Origin of the sequence: Pseudomonas sp. Irchel 3A7 (assembly GCF_900187565.1) — a bacterium.
Classification (GTDB): domain Bacteria; phylum Pseudomonadota; class Gammaproteobacteria; order Pseudomonadales; family Pseudomonadaceae; genus Aquipseudomonas.
The window spans coordinates 80783-98412 of sequence record NZ_FYED01000021.1 but is presented as its reverse complement, the minus strand read 5'-3'; the positions used below and the strand labels follow the sequence as shown (position 1 = coordinate 98412).

General features: G+C 60.2%; 16 protein-coding genes. 10 read left to right on the top strand and 6 right to left on the bottom strand.

Features of this window, described 5'->3' with window-relative positions:
- Window positions 1–3 precede the first annotated feature (3 nt).
- From eutC to CKW21_RS28860, 8 genes are all read left to right on the top strand, one after another.
- The gene (gene eutC / locus CKW21_RS28900) at window positions 4–828 is read left to right on the top strand and encodes an ethanolamine ammonia-lyase subunit EutC (RefSeq protein WP_095197222.1); all 825 of its coding nucleotides are present in this window, start codon (window positions 4–6) and stop codon (window positions 826–828) included.
- A gap of 114 nt (window positions 829–942) precedes the next feature.
- Window positions 943–1404 (top strand): N-acetyltransferase, encoded by a 462-nt coding sequence (locus CKW21_RS28895; protein WP_095197221.1) that lies wholly within the window; start codon window positions 943–945, stop codon window positions 1402–1404.
- A gap of 299 nt (window positions 1405–1703) precedes the next feature.
- Complete coding sequence (locus CKW21_RS28885; protein ID WP_095197219.1) at window positions 1704–2360, top strand: DedA family protein; 657 nt, start codon at window positions 1704–1706, stop codon at window positions 2358–2360.
- A 6-nt stretch (window positions 2361–2366) separates the two neighbouring features.
- On the top strand, window positions 2367–3179 hold the full coding sequence (locus CKW21_RS28880) for a zinc-dependent peptidase (RefSeq protein ID WP_095197218.1): 813 nt from the start codon (window positions 2367–2369) through the stop codon (window positions 3177–3179).
- Window positions 3180–3292: 113 nt separating this feature from the next.
- Window positions 3293–3820: an inorganic diphosphatase gene (ppa, locus tag CKW21_RS28875; protein WP_007933577.1), complete on the top strand. Its 528-nt coding sequence runs from the start codon at window positions 3293–3295 to the stop codon at window positions 3818–3820.
- A 222-nt stretch (window positions 3821–4042) separates the two neighbouring features.
- Window positions 4043–4789 (top strand): S24 family peptidase, encoded by a 747-nt coding sequence (locus CKW21_RS28870; protein WP_095197217.1) that lies wholly within the window; start codon window positions 4043–4045, stop codon window positions 4787–4789.
- A gap of 444 nt (window positions 4790–5233) precedes the next feature.
- Window positions 5234–5473, top strand: a complete 240-nt coding sequence (locus CKW21_RS28865) for a type II toxin-antitoxin system RelB/DinJ family antitoxin (protein ID WP_095197216.1) — start codon at window positions 5234–5236, stop codon at window positions 5471–5473.
- Entirely contained in the window at window positions 5463–5765 is a 303-nt protein-coding gene (locus tag CKW21_RS28860; RefSeq protein WP_095197215.1) for a type II toxin-antitoxin system RelE/ParE family toxin, read from the top strand. The genes CKW21_RS28865 and CKW21_RS28860 overlap by 11 nt, the downstream gene beginning before the upstream one ends.
- A gap of 19 nt (window positions 5766–5784) precedes the next feature.
- On the opposite strand, the gene CKW21_RS28855 is transcribed toward CKW21_RS28860, so the two are convergent.
- Genes CKW21_RS28855 through CKW21_RS28830 form a run of 6 tightly spaced genes read right to left on the bottom strand, consistent with a single transcriptional unit; the run spans window position 5785 to window position 15952 of the window.
- On the bottom strand, window positions 5785–6594 hold the full coding sequence (locus CKW21_RS28855; protein WP_095197214.1) for a YfaP family protein: 810 nt from the start codon (window positions 6592–6594) through the stop codon (window positions 5785–5787).
- Between the two features lie 3 nt (window positions 6595–6597).
- A complete protein-coding gene (locus CKW21_RS28850; RefSeq protein ID WP_095197213.1) occupies window positions 6598–8214 on the bottom strand; it encodes a DUF2300 domain-containing protein in 1617 nt (538 codons plus the stop codon).
- 1 nt (window position 8215) lies between these two features.
- Window positions 8216–12772, bottom strand: a complete 4557-nt coding sequence (locus CKW21_RS28845; RefSeq protein ID WP_095197212.1) for an alpha-2-macroglobulin — start codon at window positions 12770–12772, stop codon at window positions 8216–8218.
- A complete protein-coding gene (locus tag CKW21_RS28840; RefSeq protein WP_095197211.1) occupies window positions 12769–13434 on the bottom strand; it encodes a DUF1175 domain-containing protein in 666 nt (221 codons plus the stop codon). Before CKW21_RS28840 ends, CKW21_RS28845 begins: the two co-directional genes overlap by 4 nt.
- Window positions 13404–15128 carry a DUF2138 domain-containing protein gene (locus CKW21_RS28835; protein ID WP_095197210.1) on the bottom strand — a complete coding sequence of 575 codons (1725 nt, stop codon included), beginning with the start codon at window positions 15126–15128 and terminating at the stop codon, window positions 13404–13406. The genes CKW21_RS28840 and CKW21_RS28835 overlap by 31 nt, the downstream gene beginning before the upstream one ends.
- A gap of 35 nt (window positions 15129–15163) precedes the next feature.
- Window positions 15164–15952 carry a YfaP family protein gene (locus tag CKW21_RS28830; RefSeq protein ID WP_095197209.1) on the bottom strand — a complete coding sequence of 263 codons (789 nt, stop codon included), beginning with the start codon at window positions 15950–15952 and terminating at the stop codon, window positions 15164–15166.
- Window positions 15953–16434: 482 nt separating this feature from the next.
- Between CKW21_RS28830 and CKW21_RS28825 the strand changes: the two genes are divergently transcribed.
- Window positions 16435–16677 (top strand): exodeoxyribonuclease VII small subunit, encoded by a 243-nt coding sequence (locus tag CKW21_RS28825; protein WP_007894317.1) that lies wholly within the window; start codon window positions 16435–16437, stop codon window positions 16675–16677.
- On the top strand, window positions 16674–17561 hold the full coding sequence (ispA, locus tag CKW21_RS28820) for a (2E,6E)-farnesyl diphosphate synthase (protein WP_095197208.1): 888 nt from the start codon (window positions 16674–16676) through the stop codon (window positions 17559–17561). The genes CKW21_RS28825 and ispA overlap by 4 nt, the downstream gene beginning before the upstream one ends.
- The last annotated feature ends 69 nt before the right edge of the window (window positions 17562–17630 follow it).

The window sequence follows — 17630 nt, the reverse complement described above, 5'->3', positions numbered from 1 at the left end:
GATATGGAAAAACTACCCTTCGATCCGCACAACCCATGGCTGGAACTGAGGCGCCTGACCCCGGCGCGGATTGCCTTGGGCCGTACCGGCACCAGCATGCCCACCCGTGCACAGCTGGACTTCCAATACGCTCACGCCCAGGCGCGCGATGCGGTGCATTTGCCATTCGATCATGGGACTTTGCGCTCGCAATTGGCTGAACGCGGGCATGACAGTGTTTTATTGCATAGCGCGGCGATAGACCGGAACAGTTACTTGCAACGCCCTGATCTGGGGCGAAAGTTGAGCACCGAGTCGGCACATGCGTTACGCGATTATGCCTCGGCCCATCCAGGGGGTGTCGATCTGGTCATTGTGGTCGCCGATGGTTTGTCAGCATTGGCTGTCCACCGCCATACGCTGCCATTGCTGGCGCGACTGGAAGAACAGATCCGCAATGAAAACTGGTCGGTGGCGCCAGTGGTCCTGGTGGAACAGGGTCGTGTCGCAGTGGCCGACGAAATCGGCGAGCTGCTGGGTGCCAAAATGACGGTGATCCTGATCGGCGAACGCCCTGGCCTCAGCTCGCCAGACAGCCTGGGGTTATATTTCACCTACAATCCAAAGGTCGGCCTGACGGATGCCTACCGCAACTGCATCTCCAACGTGCGCCTTGAAGGCTTGAGTTACGGTATGGCGGCACACCGATTGCTTTATCTGATGCGCGAAGCCTGCAAACGACAGCTCTCAGGGGTCAATCTGAAGGACGAAGCGCAGATTCAGACGCTGGAGTCGGACGCGGGAGCGGACATGAAAGGAAATTTCCTGCTGGGTCCGCCGGATGCCTGAACCGCTTCCGCATTGCACTATCGTTCCGGTTTCAGGCAGGATCGACGCACGGCCGCCAGGGTTTCCCGTCGCCGTCAAAGCAAGCAAGACAGCCACTTGAAGACGAGACCTACCATGCGGATTATTCAAGCGACCCTCGAACACCTGGATTTGCTGACCCCGTTGTTCGTCAAATATCGCGAGTTTTATGGTTCCCTGCCGTATCCGGACTCGTCCCGGGCGTTTCTCGAGAAACGCCTGCGTCGCAAGGAGTCGGTGATCTACCTGGCGCTGTCCGATGAGGACGACAACAAACTGATGGGCTTTTGCCAGCTCTATCCAAGCTTTTCTTCGCTGTCGCTAAAACGCGTGTGGATCCTCAACGACATTTACGTCGCCGAAGACGCCCGTCGCCAATTGGTGGCCGACCACTTGATTCGCACCGCGAAGAAAATGGCCAAGGACACCAATGCCGTGCGCATGCGTGTCTCCACCAGCAGCAACAACGAAGTCGCGCAGAAAACCTACGAATCCATCGGATTCAAGGAAGACACCGAGTTCAAGAACTACATATTGCCTATCAGCGACGAGCTGTAGGGCGACAATTAATAACACTGTAGGAGCAAGCCTGTTCGCGATGAATGTGGACGATAACGCGTCAAATCAGATGCCCAGTCGCACCATTGGTTATTTTCGCGAGCAATCGAGCCTCGGCCGGCTGCTCCTACAGTCGCCCCCCTCGAAATCCCCCGCTACAATCTCGACGCGCTTTTCACCTGCCAAATCGTATAATGCCGACCTTTCCTCCTTGTAAGAAAAATTACTCCCGTCTGTAGCCTTGCGCGCAGTCATCCGCACAGGCCTGCCGAGTCGGGCCGTCATCACAGGTGCCCTCCATGGATTTCAACCCGCTCGATCTAGTCCTGCATCTCGATGTTTACCTCGATTTGCTGGTCACCAACTACGGGCCATGGATCTACGCCATTCTGTTTATGGTGATTTTTTGTGAAACCGGCCTGGTGGTCATGCCCTTCCTGCCGGGCGACTCGCTGTTGTTCATCGCTGGCGCCGTAGCGGCCGGCGGCGGCATGGACCCTGTACTGCTCGGCGGTTTACTGATGCTCGCGGCGATTCTCGGCGACAGCACCAACTACATCATCGGCCGAACGGCCGGCGAGCGATTGTTCAGTAATCCGAACTCGAAGATCTTCCGTCGCGACTACTTGCAACAAACCCACGATTTCTATGACAAGCACGGTGGTAAAACCGTGACCCTGGCGCGTTTCCTGCCGATCATCCGCACCTTTGCACCATTCGTCGCGGGTGTCGCCAAAATGCCTTACCCACGGTTTTTCGCCTTCAGCGTGTTGGGCACGATTCTTTGGGTCGGTGGCCTGGTTACCCTCGGTTTTTTCTTCGGTAACGTACCGTTTATCAAATCCAACCTGTCGTTGCTGGTGGTCGGGATCATCCTGCTATCGCTGGTGCCGATGATCATCGGCGTGATCCGCAGCCGCTTCGGCAACGCTGCGTCAAAAGCCCATCCGCGCTGATTCACGATGTGGTCCCTGAGCGCCTGGCGTCGCCGGCGCATCCTGGCCCGGCACCCGATTGCCGACGATATGTGGCAACGGGTGCGCCATCACCTGAGTTTTCTTGACGGCATCAGCGCCGCCGAAGACCAGTGGCTGCGCGAAGCCTGCGTGCTATTCCTGCAAGACAAACATCTGACCGCGTTGCCCGGTGTCGAACTGCATCAGGAGCAACGCCTGCTGCTTGCCGCCCAGGCCCAACTGCCGCTGCTGCACCTGGGCGATCTGAACTGGTATCAGGGTTTTCACGAAATCATTCTCTACCCCGACGACTTTCTCAGCCCTCAGCGTCATCGTGACGCCAGCGGTGTCGAGCACGAATGGGACGGCGAACACAGCGGCGAAGCCTGGCAGCAAGGGCCGGTTATCCTCGCGTGGCCCGGCGTCATGGCCAGCGGCGGCTGGGAAGGTTACAACCTGGTGATCCACGAGCTGGCACACAAACTCGACATGCTCAACGGCAACGCCAACGGCTTGCCGCCGCTGCACGCCGACATGCGCGTCAGCGAGTGGGCCAAGGTCATGCAAGAGGCCTACGACGACCTCGACCGGCATCTGGAGCGCAATCCGGACGCCGAAACCGCCATCGATCCGTATGCCGCCGAAAATCCCGCCGAGTTCTTTGCCGTCACCAGCGAATATTTTTTCAGCGCCCCGGATTTGCTGCACGAGGCTTATCCACAGGTGTATGCGCAGCTGAAGCTTTTCTACCGGCAAGATCCGTTGGGCCGACTGAGGCAACTTCAGGCCACGAACCCTGTCTATCAGGCACACGACTAAGGTCTACACCCTCTCTGGTACGTGGCGTCGACCCAGGAATATGCCTATAATCGCCGCCACTTTTTGGTCAATCCGGCCAAGTGTTTTTGGTCAACTAACGGGGGCAACGCCCAATGAGCTACAGCAAGATTCCGGCTGGCAAAGACCTGCCGAACGACATCTACGTCGCGATCGAGATCCCGGCCAACCACGCGCCGATCAAATACGAAATCGACAAAGACAGCGATTGCCTGTTCGTTGACCGTTTCATGGCCACCCCAATGTTCTACCCGGCCAACTACGGTTACATCCCGAACACCCTGGCTGACGACGGTGATCCCCTGGACGTGCTGGTCGTGACCCCTTACCCGGTTGCTCCAGGTTCCGTGATCCGCGCTCGTCCGGTCGGCATCCTGAACATGACCGACGACGGCGGCGGCGATGCCAAAGTCATCGCTGTTCCACACGACAAGCTGTCCCAGCTGTACGTGGACGTGAAGGAATACACCGATCTGCCAGCCCTGCTGATTCAGCAGATCGAGCACTTCTTCGCGAACTACAAAGATCTCGAAAAAGGCAAATGGGTGAAGATCGAAGGCTGGGACGGCGCAGACGCCGCCCGCGCCGCGATCACCAAGTCGGTTGCTGCCTACAAAGGCTAAGAGCGGCTTCCCGCTTCACGCCTCAAGAAAAACCCCGGTGATCCGGGGTTTTTTGTGGGCGCTTGAAAAGCACCGCTTAAACGGTTCGTTTAAAACGACTTCCCTTGGTGTTTTTTTGTTTAATTTTCCTCAAGAACGTCTTACATCCGGTCGTAAATTTCCCTCGAAATTTGAACAGCTCGTTTATTCAAAGCCTTATGCCGCGCCAGTAGACTCGTGTTTATGAAAAAGAACACTAGCGGCCCTCGCTTCAAAGCACTCCTTGGATTAGCCAACATCACGACAACCGGGTTTGCCGAATTCCTGAACACGGCCCCGCAAAATGTCCATAACTGGTACACCCGCGGTGTGCCCGCCCACTGCATGGAAGAAGTCGCCAGAAAGCTGTCCGTCAACAGCGAATGGCTGAAAACAGGCGATGGCCCGAAAGACGCCGCGCACCTGCGCCTGCACGACGACTCCGGCAATACCTTCGACGCACAGGCCATTCGCGGCGTCTACACGGTTATCGAGCCCACCGACGTCGAACTCCCCCTCTACAAGGAAACCCCCACAGCCCCTGGCTCCAGCAAAACCCACGTCGTCGAAGACCCTGGCCAATCCATCCGATTGCCCCGCAGCCACCTCGACTCCCTGGAAATCAACCACGTCGATGCGATCTGCATCCACATGATTGGCAACAGCATGGCCGAACGCATAGAAGACGGCTCGACCCTGGCCATCGACCGCGGCCTGACCCAGATTGTGGATGGCGAGATCTATGCCATCGAACACGACGGCATGCTGCGAATCCGATACTTGCACCGAATGCCGGGGAACGCGCTGCGATTGCGCAGCCATAACCGCGCCGAGCACCCGGATGAAATCTTCAGGCCGGCGCAAATCGAAGAGCAGAACATCAGGGTATTGGGCTGGGTGTTCTGGTGGTCGACACTGAACAAACGCAGGCCACCGGTGCCGTTTCTGTGATGCTGAGCAGCAAGCCACGCGCTGTAGGAGCGAGGCTTGCCCGCGAATGCGATGGAACATTCACCGGACAATGCCAATCCGATTGTCAGACCTGAGCAATCCCAACGCTCTAATCCGCATACCAAGCTGGGAATTCCTCAAAAAAATCAGTATGCTGCGCCCCACATTTGCGCATCGACCCTTTCTTGAGGCCCAGATCGCACCGACAAGGCAGATGACTTTCTCGCCAAGTCCCACAGCCGGACGCAAGATCCGGGTGTACGTTTTGAAGGCTGGCGCGGTTTACCAAAAATGAACCAAGCCAGTCCCCGAGAAGCCGGCCACAAGCCGGCTTTTTAATGTCCGAAATAAAGTAGACCCATCGTCTGAAATCACTGCTTGAGGGTTGTCGGAGCGGTAAGCAATTGCTAACGTAACGACAAACGTCATTACAGGTATTTCACCATGGCATCTATCAATATCCGCATCGACGATGAGCTGAAACAGCGCTCCTTTGCTGAACTGGAAAAACTCGGTGTTACCCCCTCCGAGCTTTTGCGCCAAACCCTTCAGTACGTCGCGGAGCGAGGAAAACTGCCTTTCAAAGCTGCATTGCTTAGCGAAGAAGATGAAGCGCTTATTGCAGTCGTCACAGAACGCCTTGCCGCCCCCCAGCGAGTGAAAGTAAGCCTGGATGACCTATAGCCTTGAATTTGATCGTCGCGCGCTAAAAGAGTGGAACAAACTGGGCGATTCCCTGCGCCAACAGTTCAAAAAGAAACTCGCTGAGGTGTTGGAGAACCCACGCATCGAGGCCAACCGACTTCGTAATTTGCCTGATTGCTACAAGTTAAAGCTGCGCAGTGCCGGCTATCGATTGATCTATCAAGTGCTTGATCAAGAGGTTGTGGTATTTGTGATTGCAATTGGAAAACGCGAACGAGAGACTGCATACCAAGATGCACAGGATCGAATCGGTCAGCAGGGTGCTGACTGATTGCATTCCATCACCCCCCTCACGGATAACTAAACCCCTTAACCAACGTCAACTCCCCCACCGCCCGCATCGGCACCAGGAACGTTTCCATCTTTTCGCTCGGCGTCCCTTCTTCAGTAATCACCGTCACCTGAGCGGTCGTCAGCGGTTGCACCGCATCCTCCCGCCCTTCTTCATCACTGCGATAGCCTCCACCGAAGTAGTTCACATACACCAGATACTGCCCCTTGATCGGCGCCGGCATGGCGAAGATTTCCGGGCCGTAGCCGGTGGTGACGTCGACATCGAGTGCCGCGCCGTTGGCTACGACGCGGTCGCCGTACCAGATGTGGGCGCCGTCGGGGGTGATGAGGTGCAGGTCGAGGTCGGTGCCGTCGCTGTCCCAGGCCAGCAACACGCGCAATTTGGCAGGTGTCGCCCCGCCACTGACGTTGAGGAACTGCGTGCGCTGGCGATGTTGGCCGTCGGGGCTGCGGACTTCGACGCTGTTGCTGCCGTTGGGGAACGAGAACGGGCGATCGAAGCGGCCGGCGGGATCGATTTTCAGTGGCATGCTGACGCCGTTGACGATCAGCCGGCCGGGTTCGTTGTTCTTGGGTGTGGCATTGATCTGGCCACTGATGCGTGCGGTGTTGGCTTGCCCAGCCGGCGTATTGACTAAAGAGGCCGGATAGTTGACGGCCTGGCGGAAGCTTTCGCCTTCACCTTCAGGGGCGCCGGTTCGCCAGCCACCTGCAGGGGTATCGAGTTTGACGCCTTGCGCCACTGCCAGCGGCAAAACCGACAATGAACAGAGCAACAGCAAGAGCTGTGGAAAGCGGAGTGTCATGGTCTATTCCAGCAAAAGGTGGCGGGCGAGCCCTTCGATGTAGGTTTCATCCTGGCCATTGGGGTGTGCTTCGAAGGCCAGGTGCAGGTATTCGTGGGTCAGATCGAGGCGGTCCTGCAGCGAGAGCACACCGCGCACGTAAATACGCTGGCGTTCGCGGTCGACGTAAGGCCGGCCGAAGGTCAGGCGGCAGACGGCAAAGGTGCTGACTTCGTTGTAGCCGGTTTCGCTTTCCAGTTTCGGGCGCCAGCCGCGCCGCTGCTTCTGCAGCCAGTCCTGTGCGGCGGGCAACGCTTCGCAGGAGGCGACCGGATTGTCCCAACGGCTGAGGCTGGCGCGCGGGTAGGCGTGCAGAAGGATGGCGTCGTAACGCTGGCCGGCGTTGGCCTGTTCGACGGCTTGCTGCCAGGACAACTTGTCCGGGGCGGGTTGGTCGGAGTGGTAGGTAACGGTACTCCCGGCCAATACCAGATCGCTGGTCCATGCGGCGATTTTGCGCGACTCGACGGAGGCCGGACGCGGGGCGACCCGCTGGCGCTGGCTGCTGTCGTCGATGCTCAGGCAATCGCCATGGCGCGCAGCGTTTTGCAGCAGGTAGGTGCGGATGGCCACGGCCAGGGCTTTGGCGGCTTCGACGGGTTCGGGTGTGGCTTCGCGCTGAAGCACGCGGGCGACGTACTCTTCGCGGTCCAGGCGGGCGACAAGCTTGTCCTTGAGTAAAAACAGCTCGCCGTCGCTGTGGATAGCGAGTTGATTGCCATTGGTGAATTCGACGCGGTAATCCCCTAGCAGCTGCCCCGAGCGCACTTCACTGTTGCCCGACAGTACCCGTTCAAGTGGATAGCGGGAGAACAGGCCGACTTCAACGCAACGCCCCGCATCGGAGGGCCACCCAACAGGCACGACTGCCGACAACGCCTCCGCGTAATCACGCAATACACGCTGACTGGTTCCGCGCCCACCGGCCCAGATCGGCGCGCCGTCCGTTGTCCAGCCAGCGAATCCACCCTGGCGCGAGGCAGCATCCTGATCCCCCAGCCAGCTCCAGGTCTTCACCCGCAAGCGGCTGCCGAGTTCGCCCACGACGTTGCCGTCGGCGGCATTCAAGACCACATCGAGCAGCACTCGTCGCGCCTGTTCCTGCGCCGGCATCACCGCCAACACGCGCAGCAATTCCGCAACCGACACCCGGGTGGCCGGCTGTAATAACGACAAGTTCAGCAGCCACTCTGGTGCCTGTTGCGCTTGCCAATACGCTCGCCAGTCCGGGCCAGAAATACCCAATCGCCCCGGCTCGAAATACAAGCCACAGGATTTCACCAGCGCCTGATCACGCTCGATCGTGCCGCCCGCAGTGCAGCAATACACTTCCTCTTTGGATTGCCCGCGACATTCATACGCCGGTTCATGTGCGCCGGTGTCCACCAGCCAGCCGTACACAAACAGCTTCCAAACACTGCCCAATGGCGTCTGCAACGTATCGGGTAACGGCTCGCGCGACAGCAGCTGAGTCCTGTTCAACGACAACAATTCGCCCTTGAACGCCAGACGCAAAGGTTCGTCCTGCGCCAGGGTCAGCGCAGGAATCAAACACACCCAACAGACCAGAAGCCGGAGCATGTCAGTGGACCGTGACCTGACCGAGCGCCGGTTTCTGTTCCTGGGCCTGATGCTGCGGTGCATACACCTGGGTGAAACGCACGGGCGGCAGGTTGAACTGCCCCTTTTGCGAAAATCGCACCAAATGCCGCAGACGCAGTTCCCCACTCAACGCATCCACCGGCACCGCATAGGCCAGCTGCCCCGGTTCGAAACGGGCTTTTTCCAGCGCCGTCGGTTCGGTGCCGGCCTTGCCCATGAGTTTGATGCCCCATGTCGTACGCTCGACATCCGCACCCGGTGGCAGCGGCACTTCGAGCAAGCCATAGCGCAACGGTTTCGCGGCCTTGCTGGTGAGGATCACTTCGTCCAGGTACAGGCTGTCGCTGGACAACGGCGCGGTGCCAACCGGTTCGAGCTTGAAGGTGAAGGCCTCGTCCCCCGGCACCAGTCGCGACAGGCGTCGGGTGATGCTCACGGCCATTGGATCAACTTGCGGTTGCCGGGTCCGGAAACTCAAGGCAGCGCGCAGCGGACGTTCTTGCGCACCGGTCAGTGACAACAGGGTGGGTATCTGAGCGCCCTGCCACTGCCAGTACACCTCGCCGGTCACACCTCGCGCCTGCTTCCAGCTTTCACCCGGAGTGAGTGCCACGGCGGGTGCAGTCTGTTCGATGCTACGTTGCAGCCAGGTCAGGGCCAGTGCCCGTTCCAGAGTTGATTGTTGCGGCAACAAACGTTGCAGCAACGCTGTCGCGCGGACCTGATCGAAGGCTTGCAGCGACAGGTTCAAGGCTTCGGCAAACGGCAGGGAGCTGACGGCCAATCGCTGTTGTGCGTCGCCCAGTTGTCGGTTGAAAGCGTCCGGCAGAGCGACCTTCGATTGCTTGGCCAGCGAGGCCGTCATTACCCGGGCAGCCGCCAGACCAAGCGCCGAATCCGGATCGCTCATGACGAGGCTGTCGTCTCCCGCATCCATCATGTTCGCGGCGTTGCCCTCGCCGGCTTGCGCCAGCTCCTCCATCAAGCCGGCGAGCAAGGTGCTCACCGGTAACTGCATTTGTCTGGCGAACGACAGGATCAAGGCACGCTGCAACAGCGGCGTGTTTTTCGCCTGCTTGGCGTAGACCTCCAGCACCCGCTGCCAATGTTCCGGCGGCAGATTCAGTTCCAGCACTTGGCTGGCGTGCCAGTCGGCGTAATAGGCGTAGGCAGTGAGGAACGCGTCCGGCTCGCCGTCCATGCCCCACCAGGTGAAGCTCGCCGACGGCCCGGCCATTTGCACCAGTCGCAAGCGGCTGTTCTGCATGATCAGGCGCAGGCGATCACGAATCTGCGGATTCGACGACAGGGCTGGATAAGCGATGCTCAGCGGCAGCAGGCGACTGGCGGTCTGCTCGACGCCGCCGTACGGATAGCTCAGCAGATCATCAAGGGCCGAACGGAACAGCGCTTGCGGACTGTCATCCAGACGCAAGCGGATATCCGTGGCATCCGCCGGCAGGATCAGCGGTGTGTCACCACTGGCGACGTCCAGGCTTTGGCTTTGCGTGACCTGCCAACCTTCGCCACTCGCGGTCAGGCGCACGGCCAGGGCATCGGCGGTTTTACCGTCCTGCACAAGTTCGGCGGTCCACTCGCCACTGGCCCATTCGAACGCCGGCAGCGCAATGTAGTTGATGCCGCTATTGAGCGTGACCGGAACGCGTTGTTCGCTGCCCGCATAATGAGTCACCAGCTCAGCCTTGACCGGGTTTTCGGCCTGACTGAAGGCGAACACACCAAGATCCGGCTTGTCGCCCGTACGGAATTTACTCGGCCCGCTCCACTTCAGGTACAGCGGTTTCTCCGAACGCACGAACTGCTTTTTCTGCCCGACCTGACCGTCATCGGCGATGGCCCGGGCGGTGATGCGCCAGCGGGTCAGGGAGTCGGGCATCTTGAAGGTGATCCGGGTCTTGCCGTTGGCATCGGTCACCAGCTCGGGTTGCCACGCAGCGGTATCGACGTCTTCACGACGCGGCCGCTCCAGCACTTTCACCCCGCGCTCACTGCGGTTGGCCTTGCCCGGTGCACCTGGGCTGCCCGGCAGCGCGACGTCGTAGCTGATGAACGACAGGCTGGCGCTGGTACGCACGTTGTTACGCCGTGGATGGTAGAAAAACTGGTCAATGCTCGGCGCCACTTCCGGTTGCAGCGCGTAGACCATTTCGTCGACTACGCTGACGGTCAAATGCGCCGGGATCGGCTTGCCGGCAAACTGCGTGGTCAGATCCACCGACACGGTGTCGCCGGGCCGATAGGTGTCCTTGTCGGTAGCGATGGCCACGTCGATCTGCGGCGCGATCACCTTGATGCCCGCGTTCTGGAAGCTGTACTGACCGCCCTTGGTGTACAGCACCGAGAACGTCAGGTTCGGCGTGAAGCTGTCCTTCACCAGGATGCGGGCGCGGTATTGGGTGTCGCTGAGTTTTTCCATCTGCAGCCAGTCACCGCCCTTGGAGAGCAACGCGGTGGCCTCGACCTTGTCGCGCTCCAGCGACAGCAGTGCATCGCTGATCGGCTCGGGGAAGGTGATCAGCGCCAACGCTTCATCGCCCGCCTTGTACTCAGGCTTGTCGAGGACGATTTCCACGGTGCCGGGTACCGCTTTGACACCGTCGCCGGTGACTGAATGCCCGGTAGCGCCGAGGGTTCGGCCGTGGTCATCCCTGAGGGTCAGGTTGTAAGTGCCCGGACGCTCGAAGGCCAGGATGAAGCCTTTATCGGTGGCCGTCAGTTTGCCGTCGCCGGTGCTCTGATCTTCCAGTCGTACCCAGCCGTAACTGCTCGGCGCAACCGATTGGGCTTGCTCACTTTCATTGGCGTAACTGAACGCCACCTTGTCGCCCACTGCACTGAAGCGCTGTGGTGCGCTCAAGCGGAAATTCGCTGCACCGCGATCGATGAGGATTTCCTTCGTGGTCTTGACCCGATACGCCGCGCCATCGCTGGCGAACACGGTGAGCATGTAGCGGCTCGGTTTCTCGGCGGCCGGCAGGTCGAGGGTGGCGTTGCCCTTGGCATCGGTGGTCAATTCGGTGCTGGTCAGCTCCACCGGAAATTGCCCCAGGTATTGCAGTTCGTTATCGACCATCGACAATTGCTGGGCGCGCAGGCTCAGGCTGAGCTTGGCGCTGGCCACCGGTTTGCCGTCCGGGTACAGCAGCACCAGGTTGCCCTTGACCGGTTCGCCGGTGCGGTAATCCTGCTTGGCCAGGTTCAGCGAAATCTCGAAATGCGGCTTGATGTATTCCGCCACGCGGAAGGCGCTGCTGTAGGCCTGGTCCTTGTAGTTGAACCGCAACTCATATCCACCGGCCACGGCATTGTCGGGCAACTGGAAACGGCCTTGGGTGCCGGCCTTGGAATCGAGTTTCAAGTCCAGGCTTTGCAGTGCGGTACCGGTCGCATCCAGCACGGTCAAGTTGACGTCGGCGGCCGCTGGCTGCACCGAATCCCGGGCATTCTTGAACTCGCGGCCGACGATTTTCAGCGACACCCAGTCCCCCGGCCGATACAGCGGTCGGTCAGTGAATGCATAGAGTTTGGTGTCGTAGATCTCACTGTCGTAGTAGAAGTTTTCCGAGACAAAAACACCGCCCTCCTCGTCCTCACCGATCACGAACGAACGTTCGGGGCTGATGTGTTTCAGGCGCAACAATCCCTCGGTATCGGTGGTGCCGCTGCTCATCACGCCCAGGCCGTCGGTCCACAGCACATTGACCTTGGGCACCGAACTGCCTTCGTGTTTGCGCGCGGCCCACACCAGCAATTCATCGCCGGCAATCTTGCTCACCGCCACGGTGTTGGAGACGAAGACCATGGTGGTCGCGCGGTACTTGCCGATCAGCGCTTCCACCAGGTACAGACCCGGTTTCAGGTTGCCCAGCGGGATATAGACGTTGCCGGGCGCGACGCTGACGAACTCACTGGAGGACCCGGCCAGATTCACACCGGCCGGAGGCTGGATCGGCTTGGCTTGCCACAAGGGATAACGAAATTGACTGACCACCGGCAGGCCAGGAATCAACGCGAATTGCGGCTGCGCGTCGTAGGGCGTTGGCGCGGCCATGGCGCCGCCCATTTTCAGCTCCGGCACTTCCTCGGTGACTTGTTTCCGCGACTCGTAGGAAAACGCCCGCTGCATCACCCGACGGGATTTGCGATACCAGTTGTCCCACAGGTACGCCAGAGTGTTCGACAGGCCTTCGCCCTTGAACTGGCCATCGCTGACCACACGGTGCAGGTTCTTCTGGCGCTTGAGGAAGTCCAGCGGCTTGTCGATCCGGTACACCCGAATGTCCGCACCGCCGTAAGGCTCCATGCGGAAGCGGCGATAGTCGCGACCGGGCGCTTCGAGGCGCACCATCGCCTGTTCGTCACTGGCAAAACTGCTGTCGGCCAGCAGGAAAAAACTTTCACCGGCCACCGGCGTATAACCGCTCGGCTCGACGGTGTCTTCGGCCTGCACCGCCGAAAAAGGCAGCGCCATAACCAACAGCAGAGGCAGAAAACGCAGCATGCGCGCACCGATCATTGGGAGAGAAAATTCAGTCGATAGACACCGATGAAGTTGGGGTTGGCGGCATCGGGTATCCATCGGGTGTCCTTCCATGTCATGAGTTGTTGCAGGCTTGCCGAACGCATGCCGTTATCGGTGGGAGTCGTGGTGCCGGTGTGATAGGCGATGTAGCGGCCCATCCAGATCATCAGGTGCTGGTCGTCACCCTGATCGAAAAACATCAGGTCACCGGGCCGCGCCTGGGCTACGTCACGACCGACCAGATGACTGTTGAACTGAATCAGCTTGATCGCGTTAACGTACGGCCCGACCTTGCCGCCGCCCTGTTGCCATTGCTGGGCGAGGCCGCGCTGGGCATCGCTCAGTTGCAACTCCGGCGGCAGGTAGCGATTGGAAAGACCGTTGCTGCGCAGCCATTTGTCGTCGTGGACCTTCAAGGCTTCATTGGCGGCGAAGCGCACCAGCCCGGCGCAGTCTTGCTGATACCAGCGCGGGCTCGGGCCTTGAGTCAGTTGCTCCTGAGCGATGCGCACGAACCAGGCGCGGAACACCTGGGATTGCTGCACATCCAGCACCGGCGTTTCGGTGGCCAATACCTGCCCCGTGAGCAATAGCGCCAACAGGCCGAAGCTTCGGATCAGTCCAGTCACAGCGCTTTCCACTCCAGCGGCAGCCATTGCCAGTGGCCGTCGGGTTCGCTGCCTTCGGGCAGGGTCAGGGCGTACTTGCCGTAGCCGCCGAGCGTGCGCAGTTTGGGGATCAGGTAGGTTTTCGCGGCGTTATAGAACACCGGCTCCATGTCCTGGGGCAGGCTATCGAGGGTTTCCTGCTGCATCAGTTGCGCCATGGAATCCGGGCCGAAGTAAACCGGCATCAGCAGGTCTTTCGGCACCACATCCGCCATGGGCGGGAAGCGTTTGTCGAGGGTGCCGAGCGCCTTGCCCACCAGCTTGTCGTCGAGGGAAAACAGCAACGTCGAACCATGCCGCGCCAGGCTCACGCGCATAAACGCCTTACCGCTGATTGCGTCTGGCTGCTCGGCGTCCTTGGCGGCATACGGGCCGAAATTGGAACTGACCTGGCGCTGCCATTGGTGGGTTGTGCCTTCCTGTTTCTCGACGACCGGGAACGCATGTTCTTCGACCTTGCCTTCATAAGCGCCCACCATCGAACCGAACAGCTTGCCCAGATCACCATCGAGTCTGGCGCTGCCTTCATCCTTGAGGCTGGCCACCAGCAACGGCGTGTACAGCCGCGAATCGGCGTACCAGCACAGGCCCGCGGCACCCGCCATGTGCTCGATCAACGCCTGGGCTGTGTTCTCTTCGGCGCCAAGTTTCACCAGCAACGGCTTCTGGTGTTCGACAGCGAGCGGCAAGGCCACGCAAGCGCTGGCGCCCATGGGCATGGCTTGCCAGATCGGTTTGAAATCGAAATCCGGCTGGTTGTCCAGTTCGTCCATGGCGAGGAAGCTGTGCCAGCCTTTGTCGTCCATGTCGAACCGCAGGCCGGCAAAGTTCGGGATAAAACGCTGGTAGCCCATGGCCAACACACTGGCATTGACCGATAGCCGCTGCTTGACCTCCGGTGCACGGCGTTGCAGACCGAAGGCTTCAGGGAACAATTTGTCGCCGTTGAGCAGCGCGGCAATGGCTTGGGTCGACACACTGCCCGACTCTTGCGTGACCCCGCTTTGTGGATCGTAGAGCTTGGTCGGATTCGACATCACCACCAGTTTGTCGCCATGGGAGGCAAACAGCAGCGCCTTGCTGGCGTTGTAGGTGAGCTGATAAAGCGCTACGTCATCGGCGCCGACTTTCACGTCAGCGATCTTGCTCAGTTGCGAATCATCCAGCGCCACCTTCGCCAGGGGCTCGAGCACCTTGGCCAGGCCGCCGCGATCCATCACCAACAGGAAATCCCTGAGCCGCCCGTCCGCCCCACGCCACAGCGCCACATCGGCCGGCTGATCGAAGAGCTGCTCGACCAACGTGTCCTGCAACTTCAGGTCGTGTTCGTAAATGATCCGCCGCAGACTGCCGATCAGCCCGAGGCGGTCGGCGTGGGTTTCGTAATAGAAGACGAAATCTTCGGTCAGGGTTGCCTTGAGGAACGGCACTGCCAGCAAGTCCTTGGGCAACTGGCTCAGGGAACGGGTTTCCAGCAAGCCATCAGGGCGGCTCATGCCGAGTTTTTCAGCCGCCAGTTGCGGGGCCGGGGCTTTGCTTTTTTGCATCAACCAACCCATGCCGGCGGCCACGCCCGCGACCAGGCACGCACCGACCACAATGGCCGGCCAACGGCGTGACGGTTTGACGCTCGGTGTTTCGGCGGCCGGGGGGGCTGCCGGTGAATCATTGCTGTCGCTCATGAATACAAACCCAATTCATCCGTGGTGCGGGATGCTCAATAGTTGAATGTCTTGACCAGCAGCAGGTCACCGATCGCACGCAAGGGCACGATGAAGGTCTCGCGTTTCTCGTCGACGGTGTTTTCGTTGAGCACCAGATTGATCTGCGAGGTGATCACCTCGTTCTGGTTGCCGGCCTCATCGAAGTTATAGCCGCCGCTGCCGAAGTTGCCCCAATAGTTCACGTAAACCAGATAGGTGCCATGCAGCGGCGCGGTCATGGTGAACATTTCCGGGCCGGGCCCATCGACGCCATCCGGGTCGAGGCCACCGCCGTTGCTCATCGCCGGACGAGCCCAGAACGCATGCTGACCATCGGGGGTAACGATGTGCAGGTCGAGTTCGGCTTTCGGATCGTCCCAACCCAGCACCACGCGAATCCGCGCTGGCGTGCGCAGGTTGTTGGCTTCATAGAATTGAACGCGCTTGAGCGACTGGCCTTCGGCGCTACGCACTTCGACGCTGTTGGAACCGGCACCGAACGCGTACGGCCGGGCGAAACGCCCCTGATCGTCGGTGTACAGATTCAGTGGGTTGCCATTGACCGCCAGAGTATGGGGACCGCGTTGCGTGCCGATGGCCTTGAGCTGGCCTTCGATCATCGTGCGGTTACGCTGCACGCCCCGGTCAATGGGTGGCGTGGGATAGGCGACTTGCGGGTTTTCCGTACGATCCAGCAAGCCATTGAAGCGCCAGCCGCCCACCGGCTCCGACAACTCGGCACCCGGTGCGGCCAAGGCCGGCGTGCAGGCCAGCCCGATCAGCAGCAAAAGGAATGAACGCATGTGACGCCTCCTGCCATGCATGACGAAACCTTGCGCCTGATCCTCGGCGCGTTACAGAGGCGAATACTGCGTTTCGTCTGAAAGACCCGGGAATAGAGGGTCTGATATGGCACGAAGGTTAGACGGGCGGGTGTTTTTTAACAATCGGATGCGTCTGGATTTGCGGGAGGAATCACGGTGAGCCGATTAGGGCTCCTATTCGGCTCACAAAATGAGCCGAATAACCGTAGAGTCGAGTCGCCACTCAGTTTGTGGCGAGGGGATTTATCCCCGTTGGACTGCGAAGCGGCCCCTAACGTCAGATCCGACAGTATGCGTTGTCCGGATTTACGACTGATGCGCAGTCGAACGGGGATAAATCCCCTCGCCACAGGATTGGCTCCACCCCAAAAACAGTAGTGCCGAAATCCCCCGTTCATTTGCCCATAAACCCCCTATCTGCTAGTGTCGCGCCGGTTTAACGTCAACCGGAAATCGCCGCCATGGCCCGCAAAAAAGCTGCACTGGATTTCGAACAGTCCCTCGCCGACCTGCAAACGCTGGTGGAGCGTCTGGAGAACGGTGAATTGTCGCTGGAAGACTCGTTGACCGCTTTCGAGCAAGGCATCGGGCTGACCCGCGATTGCCAGGCGGCGCTGGCCCAGGCCGAGCAAAAGGTTCAGGTGCTGCTCGAGCGCGATGGCGAGTTGGCCGAGGAACCCTTCGACGCGGATCAACCGGAATGATTGCAGCGTATTCGGCGACCAGCCAGACCCGTGTCAACGCGGCCCTGGAAACCCTGTTCACCGCGCCGGGCCCGGAGCTGGCGCGTTTGTACGAAGCCATGCGCTACAGCGTGATGAACGGCGGCAAGCGCGTGCGTCCACTGTTGGCCTACGCCGCGTGCGAGGCGCTGGGCGGCAAGGCCGAGCAAGCCAATGGCGCGGCCTGTGCAGTGGAGTTGATCCACGCTTACTCGTTGGTGCATGACGATTTGCCGGCGATGGACGATGATGATTTGCGTCGCGGTCAGCCAACCACTCACAAGAAATTCGATGAAGCCTGCGCGATCCTCGCCGGCGACGGTTTGCAGAGCCTGGCCTTCAGCGCCCTGCTCGACCCGCGCCTGAGCGACGCCGACGCCGAGATTCGCCTGCAAATGGTCAGTGCCCTGGCGCAGGCCGCAGGCCCGGCGGGCATGGTCGGCGGTCAAGCCATCGACCTCGGCTCGGTCGGCCTGAAACTCGATCAGAAGGCCCTCGAATACATGCACCGGCACAAGACCGGCGCGCTGATCGAGGTCAGCGTCAAACTCGGTGCCCTGGCCAGTGGCCGTGCCGAGAAGGACGAACTCAAATCCCTGCAGACTTATGCACAGGCCATCGGCCTGGCGTTCCAGGTCCAGGACGACATCCTCGATGTCGAAAGCGATACCGAAACCCTGGGCAAACGCCAGGGCGCCGACATTGCCCGCGACAAGCCGACCTACCCGTCCCTGCTCGGTCTCGACGCCGCCAAGGCCTACGCCCTGGAACTGCGCGATCAGGCCCTGCATGCCCTGCGACCGTTTGACGCGGCAGCCGAGCCCTTGCGCGACCTGGCCCGTTATATCGTCGAACGCCGCAACTGACGGCGTATCCGCCAAAAAAGACCAACGCGTGGGCAGGGACCGATGCATCAGGTAAACTGCCGCATCTTT